This is a genomic window from Sodalis sp. dw_96, assembly GCF_018449575.1.
GTDB lineage: Bacteria > Pseudomonadota > Gammaproteobacteria > Enterobacterales > Enterobacteriaceae > Acerihabitans.
Genome location: NZ_JAAVUT010000019.1, coordinates 83,857 through 104,779, shown reverse-complemented (window position 1 = coordinate 104,779; position 20,923 = coordinate 83,857). Strand labels below are relative to the sequence as shown.

The following is a 20,923-nucleotide window of genomic DNA, read 5'->3' as shown; positions in this document are numbered from 1 at the left end:
GGTGCTGCAAAATGGCAAGCAAATATCACCACTTTTTTTTCAACCGGTCAAAAACCGCCCGTTATGCCGTTGCCGACTGCCGTTTTATCGCATCCGGCAGCTGTGCCAAACTATCAATGACCCAATCCGCCAACTGTTCACCCTCGGCGCCGATCGGTTTGCCGGTACGAACCAATACCGTCGTGCCGACGCCGGCCGCTTTGCCGGCCTGGATATCTTTGATCGAATCGCCCACTATATAAGACGCCGCCATATCGATGTGCAGGAATTTTTGCGCATCCAGCAACATCCCGGGTTTGGGTTTGCGGCAGTCGCAATCCTGACGATACTCGCCTTCACCGATGTCCGGATGGTGCGGGCAGAAATAGATACCGTCCAGTTCCACATCGCGGTCCGCCAGCGACCAATCCATCCACTCGGTTAAGCGCGTAAATTGGTCTTCCGTGAATTTACCGCGGGCAATGCCGGACTGATTGGTGACCACCACAAGGGCGAAACCCATTTTTTTCAGTTCCTGCATGGCTTCAATAGCGCCGTCTATAAACTGAAAATCATCGATTTCATATACGTAACCGTGATCGACATTGAGGGTACCGTCACGGTCTAAAAATATTGCGGGAACGAGCTCTGCCACTGATTGGCTCCTGAGGATATAAACAGCCGCTAGTATCGCACGTTTTAGACAGTGGAAAACCTAGAAAATGAATCCTGGTTGACTTAGACGTCTAGACGCCCTAACATCCACTCCATTGATGCCCGTGGGTGTTAATAACTTAATTTCATACTTGCCACAGGTAACTGTTTACAATAAAAAAATATGATTAGACTCTCTCATATTACCAAGCACTTTATCCAGGGATCGCAGACCATCGCCGCATTGTCTGACGTAAGTCTGCACGTCGCCGCCGGCCAGATATACGGGGTGATCGGCGCGTCCGGCGCCGGCAAAAGCACCTTGATTCGCTGCGTAAACCTGTTGGAACGACCTACCAGCGGTTCGGTATTGGTGGATGGGCAGGATTTGACCACCTTGCCGGAGCGGCAACTTATCATTGCCCGCCGACAAATGGGCATGATTTTCCAACATTTTAACCTACTGTCTTCCCGCACGGTTTCAGGCAATATTTCCCTGCCGCTGGAGTTGGACAATCTGCCGAAAAATGAAATCAGAAAACGTGTGTCGGAATTATTGATCCTGGTGGGATTGGAAGACAAAGCCGATGCCTATCCGGCCAATTTGTCCGGCGGCCAGAAACAGCGGGTAGCCATCGCCCGCGCCTTGGCCAGTAATCCCAAAGTCCTGTTGTGCGATGAGGCCACCAGTGCCTTGGATCCGGCAACCACCCGTTCGATTTTGGCATTACTCAAGGATATCAATCGCCGGCTGGGATTGACCATTTTATTAATTACTCACGAAATGGACGTAGTCAAACGCATCTGTGATCAGGTCGCGGTCATCAGCCAAGGAGAGTTGATAGAACAAGATACCGTGAGCGAAATGTTTTCCCATCCGAAAACGCCGCTGGCCCAACAGTTCATCCGTTCTACCCTGCACCTCGATATTCCGGAGGATTATTTGCAGCGTATGACGCCTCAGGCTGGGGAGGGAAAGATCCCCATACTGCAGTTGGAGTTTACCGGCCAGTCGGTGGATGCGCCGCTGTTGTCCGAAGCTGCCAGGCGTTTCAACGTCAATAACAATATTATCAGCGCCCAGATGGATTACGCCGGCGGGGTTAAGTTCGGCATTATGCTGACGGAGATGGCGGGCGATGCGGAAAGCTCCCGCGCCGCCATCGCCTTTTTGCAGCAACAGCACGTCAAGGTGGAGGTACTAGGTTATGTCTGAGGCCATGTTAGGACTGTTTGCCAAGGGGATCTGGGAGACGCTGGCCATGACCTTTGTTTCCGGTTTCTTTGGGTTTGTGGTGGGATTGCCCATCGGCGTCTTGCTTTATACCAGCCGCCCCGGGCAGATTATCGAAAATCCCAGGCTTTATCGCACCACATCCGCGGTGGTTAACATCTTCCGATCCATTCCGTTTATTATCTTATTGGTCTGGATGATCCCGTTTACCCGCATGATCGTCGGCACCTCCATCGGGCTGCAGGCGGCCATCGTGCCGCTGACGGTGGGCGCCGCGCCCTTTATTGCCCGGATGGTTGAGAACGCGCTGCTGGAAATACCCACCGGCCTAATTGAAGCCTCTCGCGCCATGGGCGCAACGCCGATGCAAATCATCCGAAAGGTTTTGTTACCCGAAGCCCTGCCCGGCCTGGTGAATGCCGCCACCATTACGCTGATTACCCTGGTGGGCTATTCGGCGATGGGCGGCGCGGTAGGCGCGGGCGGTCTCGGGCAAATCGGTATTCAATACGGCTATATCGGATATAACGCCACGGTGATGAATATCGTACTGATCTTACTGGTGATATTGGTATTCTTGATTCAAATCAGCGGGGATAAGATCGTTAAAGCGGTCACCCACAAATGACAAGTAGTCGATGAAAAATGAAGCCGCCTTACCGGCGCTCTATACCCTAAATAATTCGAGTTGTAGGAAGGCGGCAACGCAGCGAATCCCAGGAGCTTACTCGGGTAAGTGACTGGGATGAGCGAGGAGAGCCAACGCACCTGCAACTTGAAGTATGACGGGTAAATGCAACATTAATCTATACAGAAGAGGAAAGGGATATGTCTTTTAATTTTAAAGCCTTGGCGACCGTTGGCGCATTGGTAGGCGTCTTGGCCCTGGCAGGCTGTGGACCGGATAAGAAAGATCCGAACCATATCAAGGTGGGAGTTATTGTCGGCGCGGAACAGCAGGTGGCTGAAGTCGCGCAGAAAGTCGCCAAAGAGAAATACGGACTTGATGTGGAACTGGTGACCTTCAATGATTACGTTCTGCCCAACGAAGCGCTCAGCAAAGGGGATATCGATGCCAATGCCTTCCAGCACAAACCCTATCTCGATCAACAAATCAAGGATCGCGGGTATAAACTGGTTCCGGTAGGCAACACCTTTGTCTACCCGATTGCCGGTTATTCAAAACAGATTAAATCCCTCAGTGAATTGAAAGATGGATCTCAGGTAGCATTGCCCAACGATCCCACCAACTTGGGCCGTTCCCTGCTGCTGCTGCAAAAAGTCGGTCTGATCACTTTGAAAGACGGTACCGGACTGCAGCCCACCGTACTGGACGTGGTGGGAAATCCGAAAAACCTGAAACTGGTGGAATTGGAAGCGCCGCAGTTGCCGCGTTCCCTTGACGACCAGCAGATCGCCCTGGCCATTATTAATACCACCTATGCCAGCCAGATTGGCCTGACGCCCACCAAAGACGGGCTGTTTGTAGAAGATAAAGAGTCTCCTTATGTCAATCTGATCGTGGCCCGTGAAGATAATAAAAACGCTGAAAACGTGAAAAAATTCGTCCAGGCCTATGAGTCAGATGAAGTTAACGACGCGGCTAATAAAATCTTTAATGGCGGAGCCGTTAAAGGCTGGTAATATTTTATTTGTCACTTTAGTGCGATTTTATCAAGACGGGCTTCGGCCCGCCTTGTTATTTGGTCCGTACATTGATTCAATAGCGCCAGTTAAATAACAACTCCACTCCGAGGAATACGTATGCGTGCCTTACCAGGATGTATCTTGGTGCTCTCGCTGACAGGATGTTCATGGATACATTCGCCCGCGTCATCAACCGCTAATCAAAATACCGCCATCACCCCGTCGAGCAGCCCCTTAACGAGCCATAAACCCGCAGTGCGCCCGCTACCGGCAAAATTATATAAATCCGCGGAAGAATTGGTGGGCAAGCCCTTTCGTGATTTAGGGGAAGTCTATGGCTCAACCTGTCAGGTCAATCTGCAGGATCCGCCGCCGAGTATCGCCGCGGCGCGCAGAGACATGCAGGTACGGGCAGCCCATATGAAGGGCAACGCCGTTTTGTTGCACCAATGCGAAATGGTCAGGTCGGTGGCCGGGTGTTATGCACAGGCGGTCTGCCAGGGTACGGCGCTTAAAGTGACGCAATGAGCGAGTTCGGTCTTAGCCAAATCGGCGTGATCCGCTCACCCTATAAAGAGAAATTCGCGGTACCCCGACAGCCGGGGCTGGTGCCGGACGGCACCGGCGAACTGCATTTACTGGCGCCTTATAATCAGCCGGAGGCGGTACGCGGTCTGGAGTCGTTCAGCCATATCTGGCTGCTGTTCATCTTTAACCAGACCATGGGTCAAGGCTGGCATCCCACGGTGCGCCCGCCGCGCCTGGGCGGCAATAGCCGGGTCGGCGTGTTCGCCACCCGTTCCACCTTTCGGCCCAATGCTCTCGGCATGTCCCTGGTGGCCCTGCGCGGCATACGTATTCTCAAATCGGCGGTGATACTTGAACTGGGCAGCCTGGATCTGGTGGACGGTACCCCGGTGGTGGATATCAAACCTTATCTGCCTTATGCGGAGAGTATCCCGGCGGCTCGGGCGGGTTTTGCACAACAGGCCCCTTCCGCCCATATGGCGGTGAGTTTCTCCGCTAACGCGGCCGCGCGTTTGGAGGACTTGGCCCCCCGTTATCCCTACCTGCAACGTTTCATCACCGATGTACTGGCGCAGGATCCCCGCCCGGCCTATCGCAAAACACACGCCGGCGAGCAAACCTATGCGGTACGGCTGATGGAATTCAATATCCGCTGGCGCGTATCCGGCAATAGTGCCGACGTCATTGCCATTGAAGATGCTGAGTAGACGCTTTTGGTTAATTTTTTGTCCTGTCTCTTTTGACCGCCCGCCGGCACTGGTAAACTAAGCCACTTTTTATATTTCGCTGCCGTTAAGCAGCCGTGACGTTTAGCCGTCCTTTTGGAACCTGATTATTATGCGTACTAGCCAATATCTACTCTCCACCCTTAAGGAAACTCCCGCCGATGCAGAAGTCATCAGCCATCAGTTAATGCTGCGCGCCGGAATGATCCGTAAGCTGGCCTCGGGCCTTTATACCTGGTTGCCTACCGGACTGCGGGTTTTGCGCAAGGTGGAAACCATCGTGCGCGAGGAGATGAATAATGCCGGCGCCATTGAAATATCCATGCCGGTGGTCCAGCCGGCGGACCTGTGGCAGGAAAGCGGCCGTTGGATGCAGTACGGCCCCGAGCTGCTGCGCTTTAACGATCGCGGCGAGCGGCCGTTCGTGCTTGGCCCGACTCACGAAGAGGTCATCACCGATCTGGTACGCAATGAAATCAGTTCCTACAAACAATTACCGCTGAACTTTTACCAGATCCAAACCAAATTCCGCGACGAAGTCCGCCCGCGTTTCGGCGTGATGCGCTCACGTGAATTTGTCATGAAAGATGCTTATTCGTTCCACACCACGCAGGAATCCCTGCAGGCCACCTATGATGCGATGTATCAAGCCTACAGCGCGATATTCACCCGCATGGGCCTGAACTTCCGCGCCGTGCAGGCCGATACCGGTTCCATCGGCGGCAGCGCTTCCCATGAGTTTCAGGTACTGGCGGACAGCGGCGAAGATGATATCGTTTTTTCCAGCGGTTCCGATTACGCCGCCAATATCGAACTGGCGGAAGCCGTGGCGCCGGCTACCCCGCGTGGCGAAGCCGCCGAGGAGCTGCGTCTGGTGGATACGCCCGACGCCAAAACCATCGCTCAGTTGGTGGAACAGTTTGCGTTGCCGGTGGAAAAAACCGTCAAGACCCTGATTGTCCATGGCCGGGAAGATTCCGGTTATCCCCTGGTGGCGCTGCTGGTAAGGGGCGATCACCAGCTTAACGAAATCAAGGCCGAGAAGCTTCCCCAGGTGGCCAGCCCGCTGGAATTCGCCAGCGAAGAGGAGATCCGCCGGGCGATTGGCGCCGGTCCCGGCTCCTTGGGACCGGTGAATTTACCGCTGCCGCTGGTGGTCGATCGCAGCGTGGCGGTCATGAGCGATTTTGGCGCCGGTGCCAATATCGACGGCAAGCATTATTTCGGCATCAACTGGCAGCGCGATCTGCCGCTGCCGCAGGTTGCCGATTTGCGCAAGGTAGTGGAAGGAGACATCAGCCCTGACGGCAAGGGCACGCTGCTGATTAAACGCGGTATCGAAGTGGGACATATCTTCCAGCTCGGCACCAAGTATTCCGATGCGATGAAGGCCACGGTTCAGGGAGAAGACGGACGCAACCAAACGCTGACCATGGGCTGCTACGGTATCGGGGTGACCCGTGTCGTGGCCGCGGCCATTGAACAAAACCATGATGAGCGCGGGATTTTGTGGCCGGAAGCCATAGCGCCGTTTCATGTTGCCATCCTGCCGATGAATATGCATAAGTCTTTTCGGGTTAAAGATGCCGCCGAGGATTTATATGCGACTTTGCGCGCCAAAGGCATTGAGGTGCTGCTGGACGATCGCAAGGAACGGCCGGGGGTCATGTTCGCCGACATGGAGCTGATTGGCATACCGCATACCATTGTTATCGGCGATCGCAATCTCGACAGTGAAGAGGTCGAATATAAACACCGCGGTTCCGGTGAAAAACAGATGATAAAAATCAGCGAGATCGTCGATTACCTGGTGGGTGAAATCAGCAAGGCACAGCGATAATGCCTGCTGCCTGGCCGATGAATCAGCAAGGCGCAGCGATAACGCCTGCTGCCAGGCCGATGAATCAGCCAGGCATAGCGAAATTGTCTGCTGCCTGGCCGGTGAAATCAGCAAGGCACAACGTGGAGCTTCGACACATAGACTACCCGGCCCGGTGGCACAACCGGCCGGGTATTTTTTGCTATATTGACTGACTGCACGTACGTAATTCGCTAATCATTGTGGATCAAATTGATCAATATCCAGCTTTTTTGCAGGGCCACGGGATCGCCATAGACAAAATTTGATAAATTTGACCTCACAGGTATGATGTCCTGGCTGTTTTTTGCCCCCAGCTTGATACTTTGTGTGTATTTATTAATCTCTCCGGCAATAAAGAAAGCGATCTCCCCCGGATTTGATAATATTTCCTTGGGAATTTTTCTCTGCAGCATAATAAATCTTTCATTATTTTCCACCAGCGTCATGACGACCCTGGACATGGACTGCAATGGTGAAGTCACTGCGTCATCTTGTGCGCTATGGCTGGGCCCGGACGGGCGTTCGACGGCCAATGTCTCTTTTACCTGCAAAGCCAGCCATCCTTCCTGCTCCAATAGCAAAGAGTGACCCAATCCAATATCATCCCGGGTATCTGTGACGCGCCGTCCCCTGCCGGCAAAATGGACATAGTTCGCAGGCAGGCATGGTTCGGGGCTGATCTCAGCGGCGACCATGTCTATTTGCAGGCTGAAATCATTTCTGAACCAAGAATTCAAATAAAAATGAAATTGGGTAAAGTCGAATCCCATGCTTAAGATATCCTGTTCCCTTACACCAGCCAAAATGGGAAAAGATTCCGACTGCTCGCGAAAAAAGTTGGCGAGCAACAGTGGCCATAGTCTCTTATTATTACATTCACTGCCGACGCGGATCATATATTCCTTTAGGTCAGATTCATCGTTTTCCATGGAAACATAAATATTGCTCCCGCTTAACAAATCGTTTTCAACAATGACCGACGGCAGCTGCCGGAATGTAGCCAGTGAGGGTTCGATATCTTCCCAAAGCAGCGAATGACGCAAGTTCTCGCCATTCACCACCACCGGCCCTGAGGGCTGATTTTTATATTCCCTGGACAAAATATAGGCATCCATGGCATTGGTCATATCGCTGTTACCATAAAATATGGTCAGCATGGCGGCTATCAGCATCTCTTCCCTATTGGTGGGGTTTGCCAACAACGCGGCCTGGCGGAGAGACTCTTCGGACATCAGGTCGGGATATTGACGTATCAGCGTTGAGGCGCTGATTTCTTTCCTGAGAAAGTGCACGACGTCAATAACCACCATGGCGAAGGGCGTGTGTTCACTAATGGCCCGGCTATGGCGTTGAAACGGCAGATGGCCGAACAGACTTAGCGCATCTTCGATAAAATCATGGATTCTCCGGTGCCAGCGCTCATTTTCCCGAATTCTTTCAACGCCGTAGCCAGGCCGGGGCATAAACATAATACCTGAACCCCGCTTGCGCGATTTACTGTCGCTGATGATACCCCTATAGCTTTCAACCGTGGCGCCAAGCCTGTTGGAAATAACCTGGGCGGACGAACGGCGCCCGCCTAAAGCGCCAAAACAAGAGATAAGCTCAATATGGTTAAGGGGCAAATCCGGATATAGCGAGCGATGTATACCGTTGATAATGTCCGATAGTTCAATAGCGTCATAATGATTGATGCTGGCTAGCGCGCCATGGGCCTTAATTTCCATTTGCAAGTTATTCAACCCATCGCGAACATACTCAATACGCCCATCCGGCCCCAGTAAGGCAGAAATACGGGTTTTCTCCAAATTAACATCACCCAGCGCCACTTTGAAGTTGTTTTGATTATTGAGTCTTATACCATCGACAATATCACCTATTTCCTGCGAAGAAATTATTATCTTATTAGCATCGATTTCATGGTTAATCAGATGATTATTGGCGCCGGCGAAACGATTATTACCAAGACTAACCAACGGGTGAAAATCCTTTTCTTCGGTATAAAATACCACCAGTTTCCCCGCTGGAACCCTTTCAAGTTCGGCATTATTATCAATATATTTATCTATAGCCAAAAATTTATTCAATTTTATTGTCGAGAGTATATCACCATCAAGCTTACTCATCATCAAGGTGGCCAATCGTTCAAGAGCATCGGCTTGCTGGGGCACCAGTTTTTTGCCGGTCACCAGCATATTCAGTACAAAGCGAATGCCGTTTTTTTCACTGTCCGGCCTGCCGTCAAGATCTTGCGCGATTTCCATAAGGGATTTATGCGGCACCTTCAAGGTCGAGAAATCCCCCTTCTCGACGATAAAACGGTTGTTTTGATCATATGAACATAACGTTCCTTCATGGAACACACCCAGTTGCTCGCCGATTAGAATGCGTTTTTCATCCGTTAGCCCGCTATCCAGGATACTATTATTCATGCTGGCAAATCTGCCGTTTCCAACGCACATCATGATATGTGAAATTGCGCCGTCATCCATCTCGGTTAAACGTACCAGCTTGCCCGGCTCGATGCGCAACATATCGTTAAAGCTTTCAACAGGTACGGGGTCGTTAATGATTCCCTTGATGGCGCTTTGCGGGTTGTCTCTATACAGCGTCAGCAGCTGTTCTTTATGTGCATTCGTCAGGGCATTAATATTTTTCAAAACCGATAGTATAAATTCATAATCATTTTTTGATTTTCGATCTTTCGTAATGATGCCGCGCACTTTTTTTTGCAGCAGCAGTTGTCGTTCCACTCCGTCATAATGAGACATGAACATCGAGAACGTGATTGGGGCGGAGGGTGCCATCAGCTCGATAAAACCCGGTGGCGACGAAAGGAGTTTCTCATTATCCCCATAGATATTGAATGTGTGTTTATAGTCTAGAGCCATTTGTTCTGTGGCAAAATCCTTATAAGTGACCAAGGCGCCGGTCTCGGAGTTTTTAAAGCTTTCGCCCCATTGTTCCTCGGTTAGAATAGCGACGTCTTCGATATCCGGTAATTTTAAAAAACTGATATTTTCAGCATGAGGCTCCAGAATATAATTACAAGCTCCCCGTTTAGCTACAACAACATAATGCCGGATTGTGTGATTTTCCAATCGGGGATCGAATATGAATAAGGCACGATATTGAATATCATCAAACCCATTATTGAGAGCAAATCTTTCCACACCATTAAGCAGGCCCTCAATATTATTATTAAATTTGTATAGATTACAATAACGTCTAAATTTGGTCGCAATGGCACTGTCACGCTCTATCAATTCCGCTTCAACGGGAGCGATCAATTCAGCATGAAATTTCTCAACGTAGGCGGTAGCTGAATTGCCATTTTTTAACATCAGTTCATCATTGATAAAGCGGAAATGATGGTTATTTACCACTTGCCATCCTGAAGAAGGAATTGTCTGTTCTAATTCTTGTAAATTGTACCCGCCAAATCGATTATCACCCAGGCAAAGCAGCAGTAGCCTTAATTCATGGCTGTCATTGTCCAAGATGGCAATCACATTGCCGGCAGGAATGGAGGGCAACAGGTCCTTGTCGGCGATAGGAATTTTTTGGCCTAGAATGTCGGAGATAGCCGAGTTTTCAAGTACGTATTGATATTGTGCGTCACTGATTCGACCGCACATCCGCAAAAGCTTAACCATTGCCTCAACGCTGTTTTTACCGAACATATCGAACGGCGTGTCTGTATCTGATAGCAAGCCCTTCAAAAGCATAACCGCACGTTCACGGGCATCCCCCTGGATAAATGTCTCGGCCTCCTCAGCCAGGGTACCGCGTCCGAGCACCTGCTGGAGTTGAGTCACCGCCCCATTGAGCAATGCATATCCTTGGCTACCCTCGGCTTTTATCAGCCTATACAGATCGCCCGCGCCGCCCAATCCGGTAATAAAGAGACTGAAAAGCGCGGAATGCCACGCCTCCCCGCGCTTTTGCGGGTCCTGTTCGTCAAGGGCGCGCTGGAGATATATAGCGTTGCTCACTCCCGCCGCCAGATTACCCAACATTATGGCAACGCAGCCGGCAGGTGAACCGCCGGCGATAAAAAAGGCCAGGATTGAAACAGCGTTAGCGGCGGCTAGCAAACGCTGTTGTAGGGCAGGATCATGGTTGCTGTCTGTCAAACCGGCAATAGCTAAAGAATGATAATCAAGGTGCTCATCTAATTTTTCAATATCCAAGTTTTTAAGATCGTGCCAAATATCAGTTGAAGCCATTAAGATGATAGCGGGGTATAAAACGCAGGCGTCCACGTCCAGATAAGGCGTTATGGAGACAGACTCAAACCACTCCTGCTGCTGGACTGAAAGATGGCCGCAAATAAAGCTTTTCAGCTCATGGGACACGTCGTTTGGCGTCCATAGATAAAGAGCCCCGGTAGCCAGGGAGATCAATATTCCTCCTGTCGGCTCAGTGATGGCAACGATACCCGGCACCATAAAACGACCTTCCGAAGTAGAAAAACCGACTAATTTTTCCTCGATCAGGCCATCCATCCAATGTTCGACAATGTTTCTCACTTCCTGGTAAAGCACATCATTGATTATAGGAAATAATGCGGCCACCAGCCGATTTTTTGCCATGACAATATAGGCATCATCAATATCCTGGCTTGCGCTGATAAACTTCAATATATGGTAAAATTCATCCATTACATTGGGTGTTTCTCCGTTTATAATAAATTCCAAATAAGATAGAAGATTATCAGCATCTGATTCTTTAATTGTGGTGTTTAGTACGGTAAAATGCTTTTTCCCCGATGGAGATAATTCAAAAAAGTATTTATAAGGCTCTTTTAAAAAAATTTCCCTAACAGGATAACTTCCGTGAAAAAAATGTTTTAAAGGTTCATTATTATCTTGTGGATCCCTTTTATAGGTTGAATTTAACTCAACCATTCTTGAAAACTGCTCAGATGAAAGAGATAAACCAAACTTTCTGTATATAATCTCGCTTAACATTGTATCGATCAAATCCCTGTTCATATTCTCACTTGTTCCCAAAAATTCACGGGACAGGCCATAGGTATGCAACCATCGATCTCCCACCTGCGGGCTTTTTCGAGCAGGTGGTATCCTAACGCTCTTATTTGCATGTTCAAAATATGTATCAGACATCAAAGCATAATTCGAACTCCACGTGCCTTTGTTTAACTCTATATTCAAAATCGAATATCTTAATTTATTATTAAACATACGCATCCAATAATTCAGTTTGTTGCTTTTGAAGATACACTCCACTGCCGGAGAATATCCCATTTCAGTCTGCCCGCCCCTCTTCATCCGCGCCGTATTCACTCGCAGCCGCTCCGCCGCTATCCGCTTCTTTTGTTTCCGCCGCTGGCTTTTATCTGGTTTGGAAGTAAAAAAAATCGGGGGAGAGCTTGGATATTTCATAGTACTGGGCCGGTAGCTTTCCCTGCTATTCTGCCATGATAGATCGGTGTTTCTTATCAAGGCTGTTGTCGGAAAGAGTAAATTATTATCTGCCGCAGGCGGTGGTATCGATGGTGTATCAGACACATTATTTAATACACGGATATGGGCAAAGGCGCGGATTAACGCCTCGGTAAAACGCATCTCACGCGGAGCGCCTGATAAAAAATCCCCCACTGAATCGTTGTGAACAATGGCAAGTATCTCACTCAACTCTTGCCGTTCGTTGGCGGGTAATGCCGACCGCCAGTGATTGCCATGCTCCCCGGCGTTGCCATAACGTAAATAGTAGCCTATCGCCCCGCCGCCCATCAGACCGGCCATGAGCGTTATGATTTTTGTACCCCAGCTTAGGACTGATTTACCCCAATCCACCTTTCCGCTGGTGGGCCTGGCGGGAAACGCTGCGGGAATTTCGTTGCCGACGGTATCCGCATCATTATTGCCGAGCTGAACGTCGATAGTAATATCATCGACCGTTGCTCCGTTATTATTTATATTTTTTATAGAATTAAATTTCTCTAATAATGGCGTTTTATTATTATTTCCTTCATCTTTTCTGCCCGGAATAGATGCATTTGATTGGATATTATCCGTCGTCAGCATAAATATGATATCCTTATTCGCCAGAGTTATTCGCAATAAACGTTGTCGAGGCCCTAAATACCCGCAGGCATTGTCCTATTGAAGCGGCCACCGTCTATTTATAAATGATAGCGAACATTAACTTTTGCGATTGCGCCGAGTCAACGCAGGATCAGGTTAATCAATATTTAAGCCAACGGATGCACCGGCAGGGGCCCGCGGCTGTCAGTCTCTTTTATTCGGTTTCATGCCGCCGATATTTCGGATCGACGCAACGACGCCGGGTGTTGCCCGCGGTGAGGCCCCAAGCGTGATTCACGACCCTTAAACCGCGTCTTTCCAGGTCTGTAACGTGATTTCCAGCTGGGTTTGCTGGTCGGAAAGCCACATCAGCCCGTCTTGCAGCGTTGCCTGCAGGGACATATTGCGTGCTGCCAGAGCCGCCAATTGGGCCATCTGCCCATCATCGACAAAGCGTACGCAGAGATTACCGTGCTGGGTCAGGTTTGGCCCGGCCTGCTGCCACCAAACTCGCGCCGCCCGTTCGTTATAGGCATACAACACCACCTGGCGCGCCACATGGCAGGCTTTGCGCAGCCTTTTTTCATCCGGCAGTCCCAATTCAATCCATAACTCCAGTTCGCCGCTGTCGCTGCGCAGCCATAACGCCGGTTCATCTTCCGCGCTGAGACCTTTGGTAAATTCAAGATGGTCATGGGCGTGATAGACCCAGGCCAGCAAGCGTAACATCATGCGTTGTGGCGTTTCCGAAGGATGTTGTGCTAAAACCAGGTTAACATCCGAGAAATAGTTTCGATCCATATCGGCGATATTAACCGCCGCTTTATGAATGGTTGCTTTTAATGCCATTATATCCTCATTCGGTTAGTTCAGGCCCGGCAGTGTAACCGACAATGCCAGTGTGTCGCCAGAAAAGCGACAAAACGGGCGGTCACCGGCGCCATTAATGACAGAGAAATGGATGCTCTGTGCTATAGTCTGATAAGGAAATTACTGTTGAACGATGGTGGCGGGATAAGAACCTCTTCAGGAGGACTCCTTATGCCGCCCTCAGGGAATAGGCGGTAACACCGCCGTAACATGTAGGTGAGCTATTATGTCAACGAATGAAGAATATCAACCCATTAATTGCGATGATTACGATAATCTTGAGCTCGCCTGTCAGCGCCATTGGGTACTTGCCTTGACGCTTCGGAATGGAGATACCGTGAACGGCGTAGCGCGTGATATGATCTCAAGAAAGCATGTGGAATATCTGGTAATTGACGATGCGGGCACCAGTCACGACCTGCGGTTGGATCATATCGCCAGTTTCACCCATCCGGAGCTTGGCACGGTGGTGGTCAGCGTTTAACCGCTTCGCGCGGCCCCTTCCCCCTGACGGGCAGTATCCTACTTACTGCCCGTTGCCGTTTTTACCGCCCAGCCATTCTATATACCAAACCCTTTGGTCATCCTGTGTCTGCCCCTCGCGGGTGGTGAATATCCCTGGCGCGGCAATCAATACCTCATTATAAAATATCAGGGGCGTTCGCTCACGCAACCAGGGGGCAATACCCAGCTCCTGCCATAATTTTTTTATTTTCAGTCCGTGCCGTCGACCGGCAATATGTAATTTGCCGCCGGCGGCAAATCTAACCGTGACCTTTTCATTCTCACCGGCGGCCCGCACCGCCACACCCGTCCTGGTCCGCTGCAAACAACCCAGGTCATCCGGCAATGCCAAAGGACGGCTGGTTTTCGTCCAGGGAAGAATCAGGTCTTTCAGCGGACGCCATAATGGCAAAAGATACAGCCGATGGCGAAACCGCCGCACCTGCCGATCCGCTAATTGAAAACGGGGTTCCGCATCCGGCCTGCTGAGCGCCACCTCGACCCATAGGCGCTCCAGCTGATCTTTGGCCGGCATCCGCGCCCCCGCGCCTGCCAGCCAGCGCCGTAATAGCGCGCCCCGCCGCGAAGCGCTCATGGCCACCATGGGCGCGACGTCCAGAGAACCGTCGGGCAGGGTTAACCGTTCCAGCGTCTCTTGCAGCAATTCATCCAGTAAAGCCTCCTGATCGGCACACAGCCGGGCGCTGCGCGCCACCGCCTGGCCGAAATGCGGCCATCGCCGGGTCAATAGGGGCATGATTTGCAGGCGAAGAAAATTTCGGTCGAAACGCTCATCCCGGTTACTGTCGTCTTCAATCCAGCGCAACCGGCGACGCCGGGCATAATCTTGCAATTGCCCCCGGCTCCAATCCAGAAGAGGCCGCAAAAGCTCTTGGCCGTGAAATGGCGTGGATACCGCCATGGCCGACAACCCTGCCGGGCCGCTGCCTCGTTTTAACGCCAACAGGAAGGTTTCACTTTGATCATCCAGATGCTGAGCGGTGACCAGGGTCTCACCGGGTAACAGCGCCTGTTGCAACGCCAGGTAACGCGCTTCCCGCGCCGCCGCTTCCAGGCCGGCCGACTCGGGGTTGACCCGCACCGGTATGGATTGAAACCCCACGTCCAGACGCAGGCACTGAGCCCGGCAATGGGCCGCCCATTCATCGGCGTGAAGACTCAAGCCATGGTGTATATAAACCCCGCGAAGAGCCAAATCGGGCCATCGCCGCTGCCGCAGCCAGACCAGGGCATCCAGTAACACGGTGGAATCCAAACCACCGCTAAAGGCCACCAGCAGCCTTCTGCGTGACCCCAATGTTTCTGCAAGATATTCGCAAAGCATCATGGTGGGATCGGATGTCGCCCGGCCGCGGGGTAGTTCACCAGCGGACGGGCCGATGTCATTGTTGTCCGGGGCGAGTTCTTTCAGGGTTGGGACTAGATCCTTATCGGCCGGAGGTGGTTCACTAACGACTTGAGCGAATTCACCCTCGGCCAAGCCGAGGTCGTTTACGGGCGAAACGGGATCATGCGCGGCGGCGGTTCGGGGGGTGTGATCAGGCTTCATAGAGTTCCAGCGGCAATCCGTCGGGATCGCTGAAAAAGGTAAACTGTTTATCCGTCAAGGCATCCCGGCGGATAGGTTCCACCACAACACCCGCGTTTGACAGCGACGCCACGGCATCCGCCAGATTGTCGACGCCGAAAGCCAGATGACGCAACCCCAGGGCTTCAGGGTGGCTAAGGCGTGCCGGCGCGTCGGGAAAAGAAAACAACTCGATGAGATAAACGCCGTTCAGCGCCAGATCGCCTTTCCAGGAAGCCCGCTCAGCGCGATACACTTCACTTTGCAATGTAAATCCCATGATATCGCAATAAAAGCGCTTACTGACTGCATAATCCGCCGCGATAATGGCGATATGATGTATTTTTTTAAGTTTAAGCATCAGCGTTTCACTTCCCGGCTTATCTTTTACGGTTCACATTAGCTGCCCCGCGCGTCAATCGGCAGAGTATACCCCGAGGCGGGTCCCGGATAAATAAGTCCCTGCGCCCGACGGCATCGAGGCCCGGCATCGATCCGTCCGTCATCGGTCTCGAGCATATCAAGGCCGACACCCTTATCGATTCCAAAAGGAATAAAATAGTCTAACGAAAAATAGCCATCATTAATTTTCTTAATATTATAGACTACTATGCTGCACCTAATTCAATGATATAAACAAGCTGATCGATATCCTATTATTAAAACTTCTTATTAGTAATTGCATTAACAATAAGATGCATAAAACGCTTATTGTCGACTTCCTAAATAGTCAACAATACCTATATGCTCTATTATCAGGTCAAATGACATATATATATGGATGATTGCATCCGAAGGATACTTATGCGACTTCCCCTACATCCACTATTGGCCCCCTTACGATTTTATTCGGCGCAAAAAATGGCGCAGGTTGTCGACAAGAGCAAGTCGGATGTTATTCAAAGCATTTTCCGGCAGATTAATACGCCACAACCCCATGCGCCGGCGAGCATTGCCAAGGGCCGGGGGCCGGCAATCACCGTACGCGGCCAGATACAATCATTACGATTGTTGCATTTGCGGGCGGGCGGGCGGGCAATTCGCAGTTTGGCAGGCCAAAAAAGAAGCGAAGAATTTGAAATGATGCTTGATAACGAGGATGACCTTGATGACATCATGACGCCGGCGGGTAAAAAAGAGATTTCAGCCATGCTGGCGTTAAAAAAAGAGATCATCGATAATCTCGCCGCCTGTATAAAGGAGAAAACCGGCTGTAGCCGCAATGAAGCGAAACGGGAAGCCAGGCATCAGCTTGAAAATAATATCAAGGATTTGCTGAATCATGCCCGTTGGGATACTGTTAAAACAGATTTTAGCTATGCCGATAATCAGTTTTTCAGCACCCATATTCCCGCCGCACAGATGAAATCAGGCGCAGAAAACGTTTTTGCCGCCGGCTATAACGACAAGGGTATTTGCAGCAAGTCCAGTGACGAAACCACCCATGCGGTGAACCTGTGGTCCTCGACGTTTTCCGTGGCCCAGGGGGATACCCGGCGCACCCTGTTTAAGGGCATACGTCATGGGGTGCTCAGCCCTTACGACCTCATGGCACATAGCGAAGAACGCCGCGAGGGAGCGCTGGCCCGGGCCAAAGAGGTGGTTACCGCCGCCCTATACCTGCAACCGGACAAAATGGCGCAGGCTTTGGCGGGCGGCCAGGTGGAGCTGGCGTTGACATCCACCAGCTTACTGACACCTGTTGATATTGGTCCTTTGACGGAAAAGTCCCAACTCAACGACCAGTTAGCGGCATGGGCACCCATTAGCGCCAAGCCCTTGGTATTGAATATCAGAAATTCCCACGGGGAAGTGGTGCCGGTAAATATCAAGGTGGATGTGGCCGCATTTAACTTCGGCGTTAACGAACTGGCATTGGGTCTATTAAAATTGGGTCATGGTATGTCGGATAAGATGAACCAGGGCGCATTACATAAATTATTAGGGAATAATCTCACGCCGGATGCCGCTCCCGGTGGATGGGTGGGGCAATACCTCGCCACCGCGCCGAAAAATGCCGAGCGGGTGACCCTGCTGGCAAAGCAATTAAAAACCATTATTGCTAACAAATCTCATCATAACGACGGCGGCGAACCCTATAAAGCCGCGTTGCGCATCGGATTGTTATCCCATGAAATCGGCATTGTGCCCTGCTGGAACTGTAAAAGCGGCAAGGATCGCACCGGTATGCTGGACGTGGAAATGAAGCGTGCGGCTGCGGCGGCCCATATGGGTCTGGCCGGCGACGCAATTGGTAGGTTGAATAAAGAGGGACAGCGCCTGATGCAAACGGTCCTGCTTAATAGCGGCAATCAAGAAATACAAAAATACAATACCGGGGCCGAGGGAAATAAATCCCTTAAAAACAGCAAACTGGTCAATGCGATTATCGGCGGTTTAACGCTGCGCGAGCGTATTGGAAATAATGAAATCGCGGATAGAGGTAAAGGCTTATCCGACTATGTATAGGTGATTGAAATGGAGAGATTTATTCAGTCGGTTTATGACCATTTTGAGCTGCTTCCCGATGAAGACAATGTCTTTAAGATCGATGTAGACACGTTTATTTACCTTGGCGAACAGGGTGACGACATCACCCTACTTTGCCCCTGTTTCCCCGTGCCTCACGAGCAGCATGCGCTATTGGCGTTGCTGACGCTCAACTGCCAGGGCGACACCCTTTACGGCGCGGCGGAGGATATCGTGGTGGCCCGACGGGCGGTTTATAAAGAAGCATCCGCCGTCGATATGGCGCAGCATTTCAACACATTCATCGTTGATATTTCATCGGCCAAAAAATTTTTCGTCCCAGGCTAGACCGGGCTTTCGCCACCGGCGGGATCGGTTTTTAATACCCGCACCAGATAACGGCCGTCCTCCGTCAGCTGCGCTCCGTGGATGTCGGTTTCAAACCCCGGATACTGGATGCCGATACTGCATAACATGATAAGAAAATCCAACACTCCGCGGCTTTGCTCGGTGATCATTTCGCCAGGCATCACCACCGGCACGCCCGGCGGATAAGGCAATAGCATATTGGCGGATATACGACCGATTAACGCCGGCAACTCCACGGTTTCAACATTGCCGCGCACCTGTTGCTGGAAAGCGTCATGGGGCGTCATTTTCATTTCCGGCAACACGTCGAAGGCGGTAAGCATCAGCTGCGGCAAACGATGCCGGCGGATCAAGTTGTGTATGCCCCGGGCCAAATCCTGTATGCGCATATTCCGGTAAAAATCAGGGTCCTCCGCATAGAGGTCCGGCAACATATTCTTGATGCGTAAATTAAGATCAAATGAACGTTTAAACTCGGTCAATCCCCTCAACAGGCTCATGGCCTTGGTTTTATCGATACCGATGCTGAACAGGAACAACAAATTATAGGGACCGGTTTTTTCAACCACCACGCCGCGCTCATCCAGAAACTTGGCCACCAGCGCCGCCGGTATGCCTTCATCGGCCATGGCGCCGAATTCATCCATGCCGGGCGTCAGTATCGTGACCTTGATCGGATCGAGATACATATGATCCGCATCGGCACCCTTGAAGCCATGCCAGGGGGCGCCGGGTTCAATGGGCCAGCATACCGCCTCATCGATAATTTCCGGTTGCCAGATATCGAAGAACCAACCTTCCGACTCCTCCCGCAGCCGCTGAACCTCTTTGCGAAAATGCAGTGCCCGTTCGATGGAGCGTAAAATGAGCCGCCGGCCCGATTTACCGCGCACCATGGCCGCCGCCGTCTCGATGGAAGCCACAATACCGTAATTGGGAGAGGTGGTTGTGTGCATCATATAGGCTTCGTTGAAGGTACGTTCGTCATAATCACCTTTAATATGAATGAGTGATGCTTGAGAGAACGCAGCCAGCAGCTTATGGGTGGATTGCGTTTCGAAAATGACTTTACCCGGGGTTCGTTCTCCGCTCATCCCGCTTTTACCCTGGTAGATAGGATGAAAATGGGTGTAGGGGACCCAAGCGGAATCGAAGTGAATTGCCGGCACATCTAGGGTTTCTTTTATGTACCGGGTGTTATAAAGCAAGCCGTCATAAGTAGAATTGGTGATTACCGCATATACCGGCCAGCTGGCTCGCGGGGTATTCGCCACTTTCGCGGCGATACTCTCCCGCTGAAACTGGCTTTTCGGGATGCCCCCCAAAATACCGTAGGCATTGCGAATCGGACATAAATACAGGGGCACCACGTCGCTCATCATCAGCAAATGCGTCAGGGACTTATGGCAATTGCGATCGATCAGCACCGTTCCCCCCGCCGGGGCGGCATACATGCCCACCATTTTATTGGCGGTGGAGGTGCCGTTGGTTACCATATAACTCTGTTCGGCACCAAACACCCGGGCGATAAACTCTTCCGCCTCCAGATGCGGTCCGGAGTGATCCAATAAGGATCCTAGTTCTGTCACTGATATGGAGACGTCCGCTTTGAGGGTGTTGGCGCCAAAAAAATCGTAAAACAGGCTGCCCACAGGGCTTTTCTGGTAAGCCGTGCCCGCCATATGACCGGGCGTACAAAACGTGTATTTGCCTTCTTTGACGTAATTGAACAGGGCTTTGGTGAAAGGCGGAATAATAGTGTCAATATATTCGTCGGTGTATTGCCGTATGCGGTTGCTGATATCGTCCGCCACGCCGAGTCCGTATTCAAAGAAATACAGGACCATGCGCATTTCATTGAGACTCACATCCAGGGATGACTGTGTATTGATAAATGCGTACAGCGGCAGATATTCGTTCAGCTCATTGATTTCGGTGCAGAGATCCATGCTGTGCTGATCCCAGTCGAAAACCACGCCGCATATCCGGGGATTTTGCTCAATCAGCTTTAACAAATCCTCGCTGCCGTTGGGATAGACTAGCTGAAAGCCCCGCGCCTTTAGCGCTTCATCCAATTCCCGGATCGGTTCATGTTTATAAAACACCTGTTCCGGACATAAAATTGCAATGATATTCATCCAGCCAATCCTTATTTTCCGGGCTGCTTCGCTGAAAAACCTTCAGTCTAATAATAGATGACAATACACCATCTTTGACACAGTAGGTCCGCCATCACCGAGCGTGCAAAGATCGTGTTAAAGGGAGACCGTGCCAATGTGGTCGAGTCGGGCATGGTTTTTCTGCCCGACAGAGCACCACATAGCACGGTAGGCCCGCGATCACCGAGCGTGCAACGAACCTGTTAAAGGGAGACCGCGCCGATGAGGTCGAAGCGGGCGTGATTTTCCGCCCACAGGCGTGACATGACACGCTAGGTCCGCC

General features: G+C 51.1%; 15 protein-coding genes. 9 read left to right on the top strand and 6 right to left on the bottom strand.

The genetic code is table 11. The annotated features are described in order from the left end of the window. Nucleotides 1-61 precede the first annotated feature (61 nt). On the bottom strand, nucleotides 62-634 hold the full coding sequence (gene gmhB / locus HB631_RS21510; protein ID WP_213993224.1) for a D-glycero-beta-D-manno-heptose 1,7-bisphosphate 7-phosphatase: 573 nt from the start codon (nucleotides 632-634) through the stop codon (nucleotides 62-64). Nucleotides 635-817: 183 nt separating this feature from the next. Between gmhB and metN the strand changes: the two genes are divergently transcribed. The 6 genes from metN (at nucleotide 818) to proS (ending at nucleotide 6,607) form a co-directional block, all read left to right on the top strand. Beyond that, on the top strand, nucleotides 818-1,849 hold the full coding sequence (gene metN / locus HB631_RS21505) for a methionine ABC transporter ATP-binding protein MetN (protein ID WP_213993223.1): 1,032 nt from the start codon (nucleotides 818-820) through the stop codon (nucleotides 1,847-1,849). Then, a complete protein-coding gene (locus HB631_RS21500) occupies nucleotides 1,842-2,495 on the top strand; it encodes a methionine ABC transporter permease MetI (RefSeq protein WP_213993222.1) in 654 nt (217 codons plus the stop codon). Before metN ends, HB631_RS21500 begins: the two co-directional genes overlap by 8 nt. Nucleotides 2,496-2,695: 200 nt before the next feature. Next, complete coding sequence (locus HB631_RS21495) at nucleotides 2,696-3,511, top strand: MetQ/NlpA family lipoprotein (RefSeq protein ID WP_213993221.1); 816 nt, start codon at nucleotides 2,696-2,698, stop codon at nucleotides 3,509-3,511. Between the two features lie 120 nt (nucleotides 3,512-3,631). Next, nucleotides 3,632-4,042, top strand: a complete 411-nt coding sequence (rcsF, locus tag HB631_RS21490) for an Rcs stress response system protein RcsF (RefSeq protein ID WP_213993220.1) — start codon at nucleotides 3,632-3,634, stop codon at nucleotides 4,040-4,042. Further along, entirely contained in the window at nucleotides 4,039-4,749 is a 711-nt protein-coding gene (gene tsaA / locus HB631_RS21485) for a tRNA (N6-threonylcarbamoyladenosine(37)-N6)-methyltransferase TrmO (protein WP_213993219.1), read from the top strand. Before rcsF ends, tsaA begins: the two co-directional genes overlap by 4 nt. Before the next feature lie 130 nt (nucleotides 4,750-4,879). Next, complete coding sequence (proS, locus tag HB631_RS21480) at nucleotides 4,880-6,607, top strand: proline--tRNA ligase (RefSeq protein ID WP_213993218.1); 1,728 nt, start codon at nucleotides 4,880-4,882, stop codon at nucleotides 6,605-6,607. 212 nt (nucleotides 6,608-6,819) lie between these two features. On the opposite strand, the gene HB631_RS21475 is transcribed toward proS, so the two are convergent. Together HB631_RS21475 and HB631_RS21470 are read right to left on the bottom strand one after the other, a co-directional pair. After that, the gene (locus HB631_RS21475; protein ID WP_213993217.1) at nucleotides 6,820-12,681 is read right to left on the bottom strand and encodes a hypothetical protein; all 5,862 of its coding nucleotides are present in this window, start codon (nucleotides 12,679-12,681) and stop codon (nucleotides 6,820-6,822) included. 303 nt (nucleotides 12,682-12,984) lie between these two features. Beyond that, nucleotides 12,985-13,530 (bottom strand): YaeQ family protein, encoded by a 546-nt coding sequence (locus HB631_RS21470; protein ID WP_213993216.1) that lies wholly within the window; start codon nucleotides 13,528-13,530, stop codon nucleotides 12,985-12,987. Between the two features lie 247 nt (nucleotides 13,531-13,777). Between HB631_RS21470 and rof the strand changes: the two genes are divergently transcribed. Beyond that, on the top strand, nucleotides 13,778-14,035 hold the full coding sequence (rof, locus tag HB631_RS21465) for a Rho-binding antiterminator (RefSeq protein WP_213993215.1): 258 nt from the start codon (nucleotides 13,778-13,780) through the stop codon (nucleotides 14,033-14,035). A 42-nt stretch (nucleotides 14,036-14,077) separates the two neighbouring features. On the opposite strand, the gene tilS is transcribed toward rof, so the two are convergent. After that, the gene (gene tilS / locus HB631_RS21460; protein WP_213993227.1) at nucleotides 14,078-15,403 is read right to left on the bottom strand and encodes a tRNA lysidine(34) synthetase TilS; all 1,326 of its coding nucleotides are present in this window, start codon (nucleotides 15,401-15,403) and stop codon (nucleotides 14,078-14,080) included. Between the two features lie 211 nt (nucleotides 15,404-15,614). After that, the gene (locus HB631_RS21455; protein WP_213993214.1) at nucleotides 15,615-16,004 is read right to left on the bottom strand and encodes a VOC family protein; all 390 of its coding nucleotides are present in this window, start codon (nucleotides 16,002-16,004) and stop codon (nucleotides 15,615-15,617) included. Nucleotides 16,005-16,447: 443 nt separating this feature from the next. Between HB631_RS21455 and HB631_RS21450 the strand changes: the two genes are divergently transcribed. Beyond that, entirely contained in the window at nucleotides 16,448-18,112 is a 1,665-nt protein-coding gene (locus HB631_RS21450; RefSeq protein WP_213993213.1) for an inositol phosphate phosphatase SopB, read from the top strand. 9 nt (nucleotides 18,113-18,121) lie between these two features. Next, on the top strand, nucleotides 18,122-18,460 hold the full coding sequence (locus tag HB631_RS21445; RefSeq protein ID WP_213993212.1) for a hypothetical protein: 339 nt from the start codon (nucleotides 18,122-18,124) through the stop codon (nucleotides 18,458-18,460). Here HB631_RS21445 and HB631_RS21440 read toward each other — a convergent pair. Beyond that, nucleotides 18,457-20,619 (bottom strand): lysine decarboxylase LdcC, encoded by a 2,163-nt coding sequence (locus HB631_RS21440; RefSeq protein WP_213993211.1) that lies wholly within the window; start codon nucleotides 20,617-20,619, stop codon nucleotides 18,457-18,459. The genes HB631_RS21445 and HB631_RS21440 overlap by 4 nt on opposite strands. Between the last annotated feature and the right edge of the window lie 304 nt (nucleotides 20,620-20,923).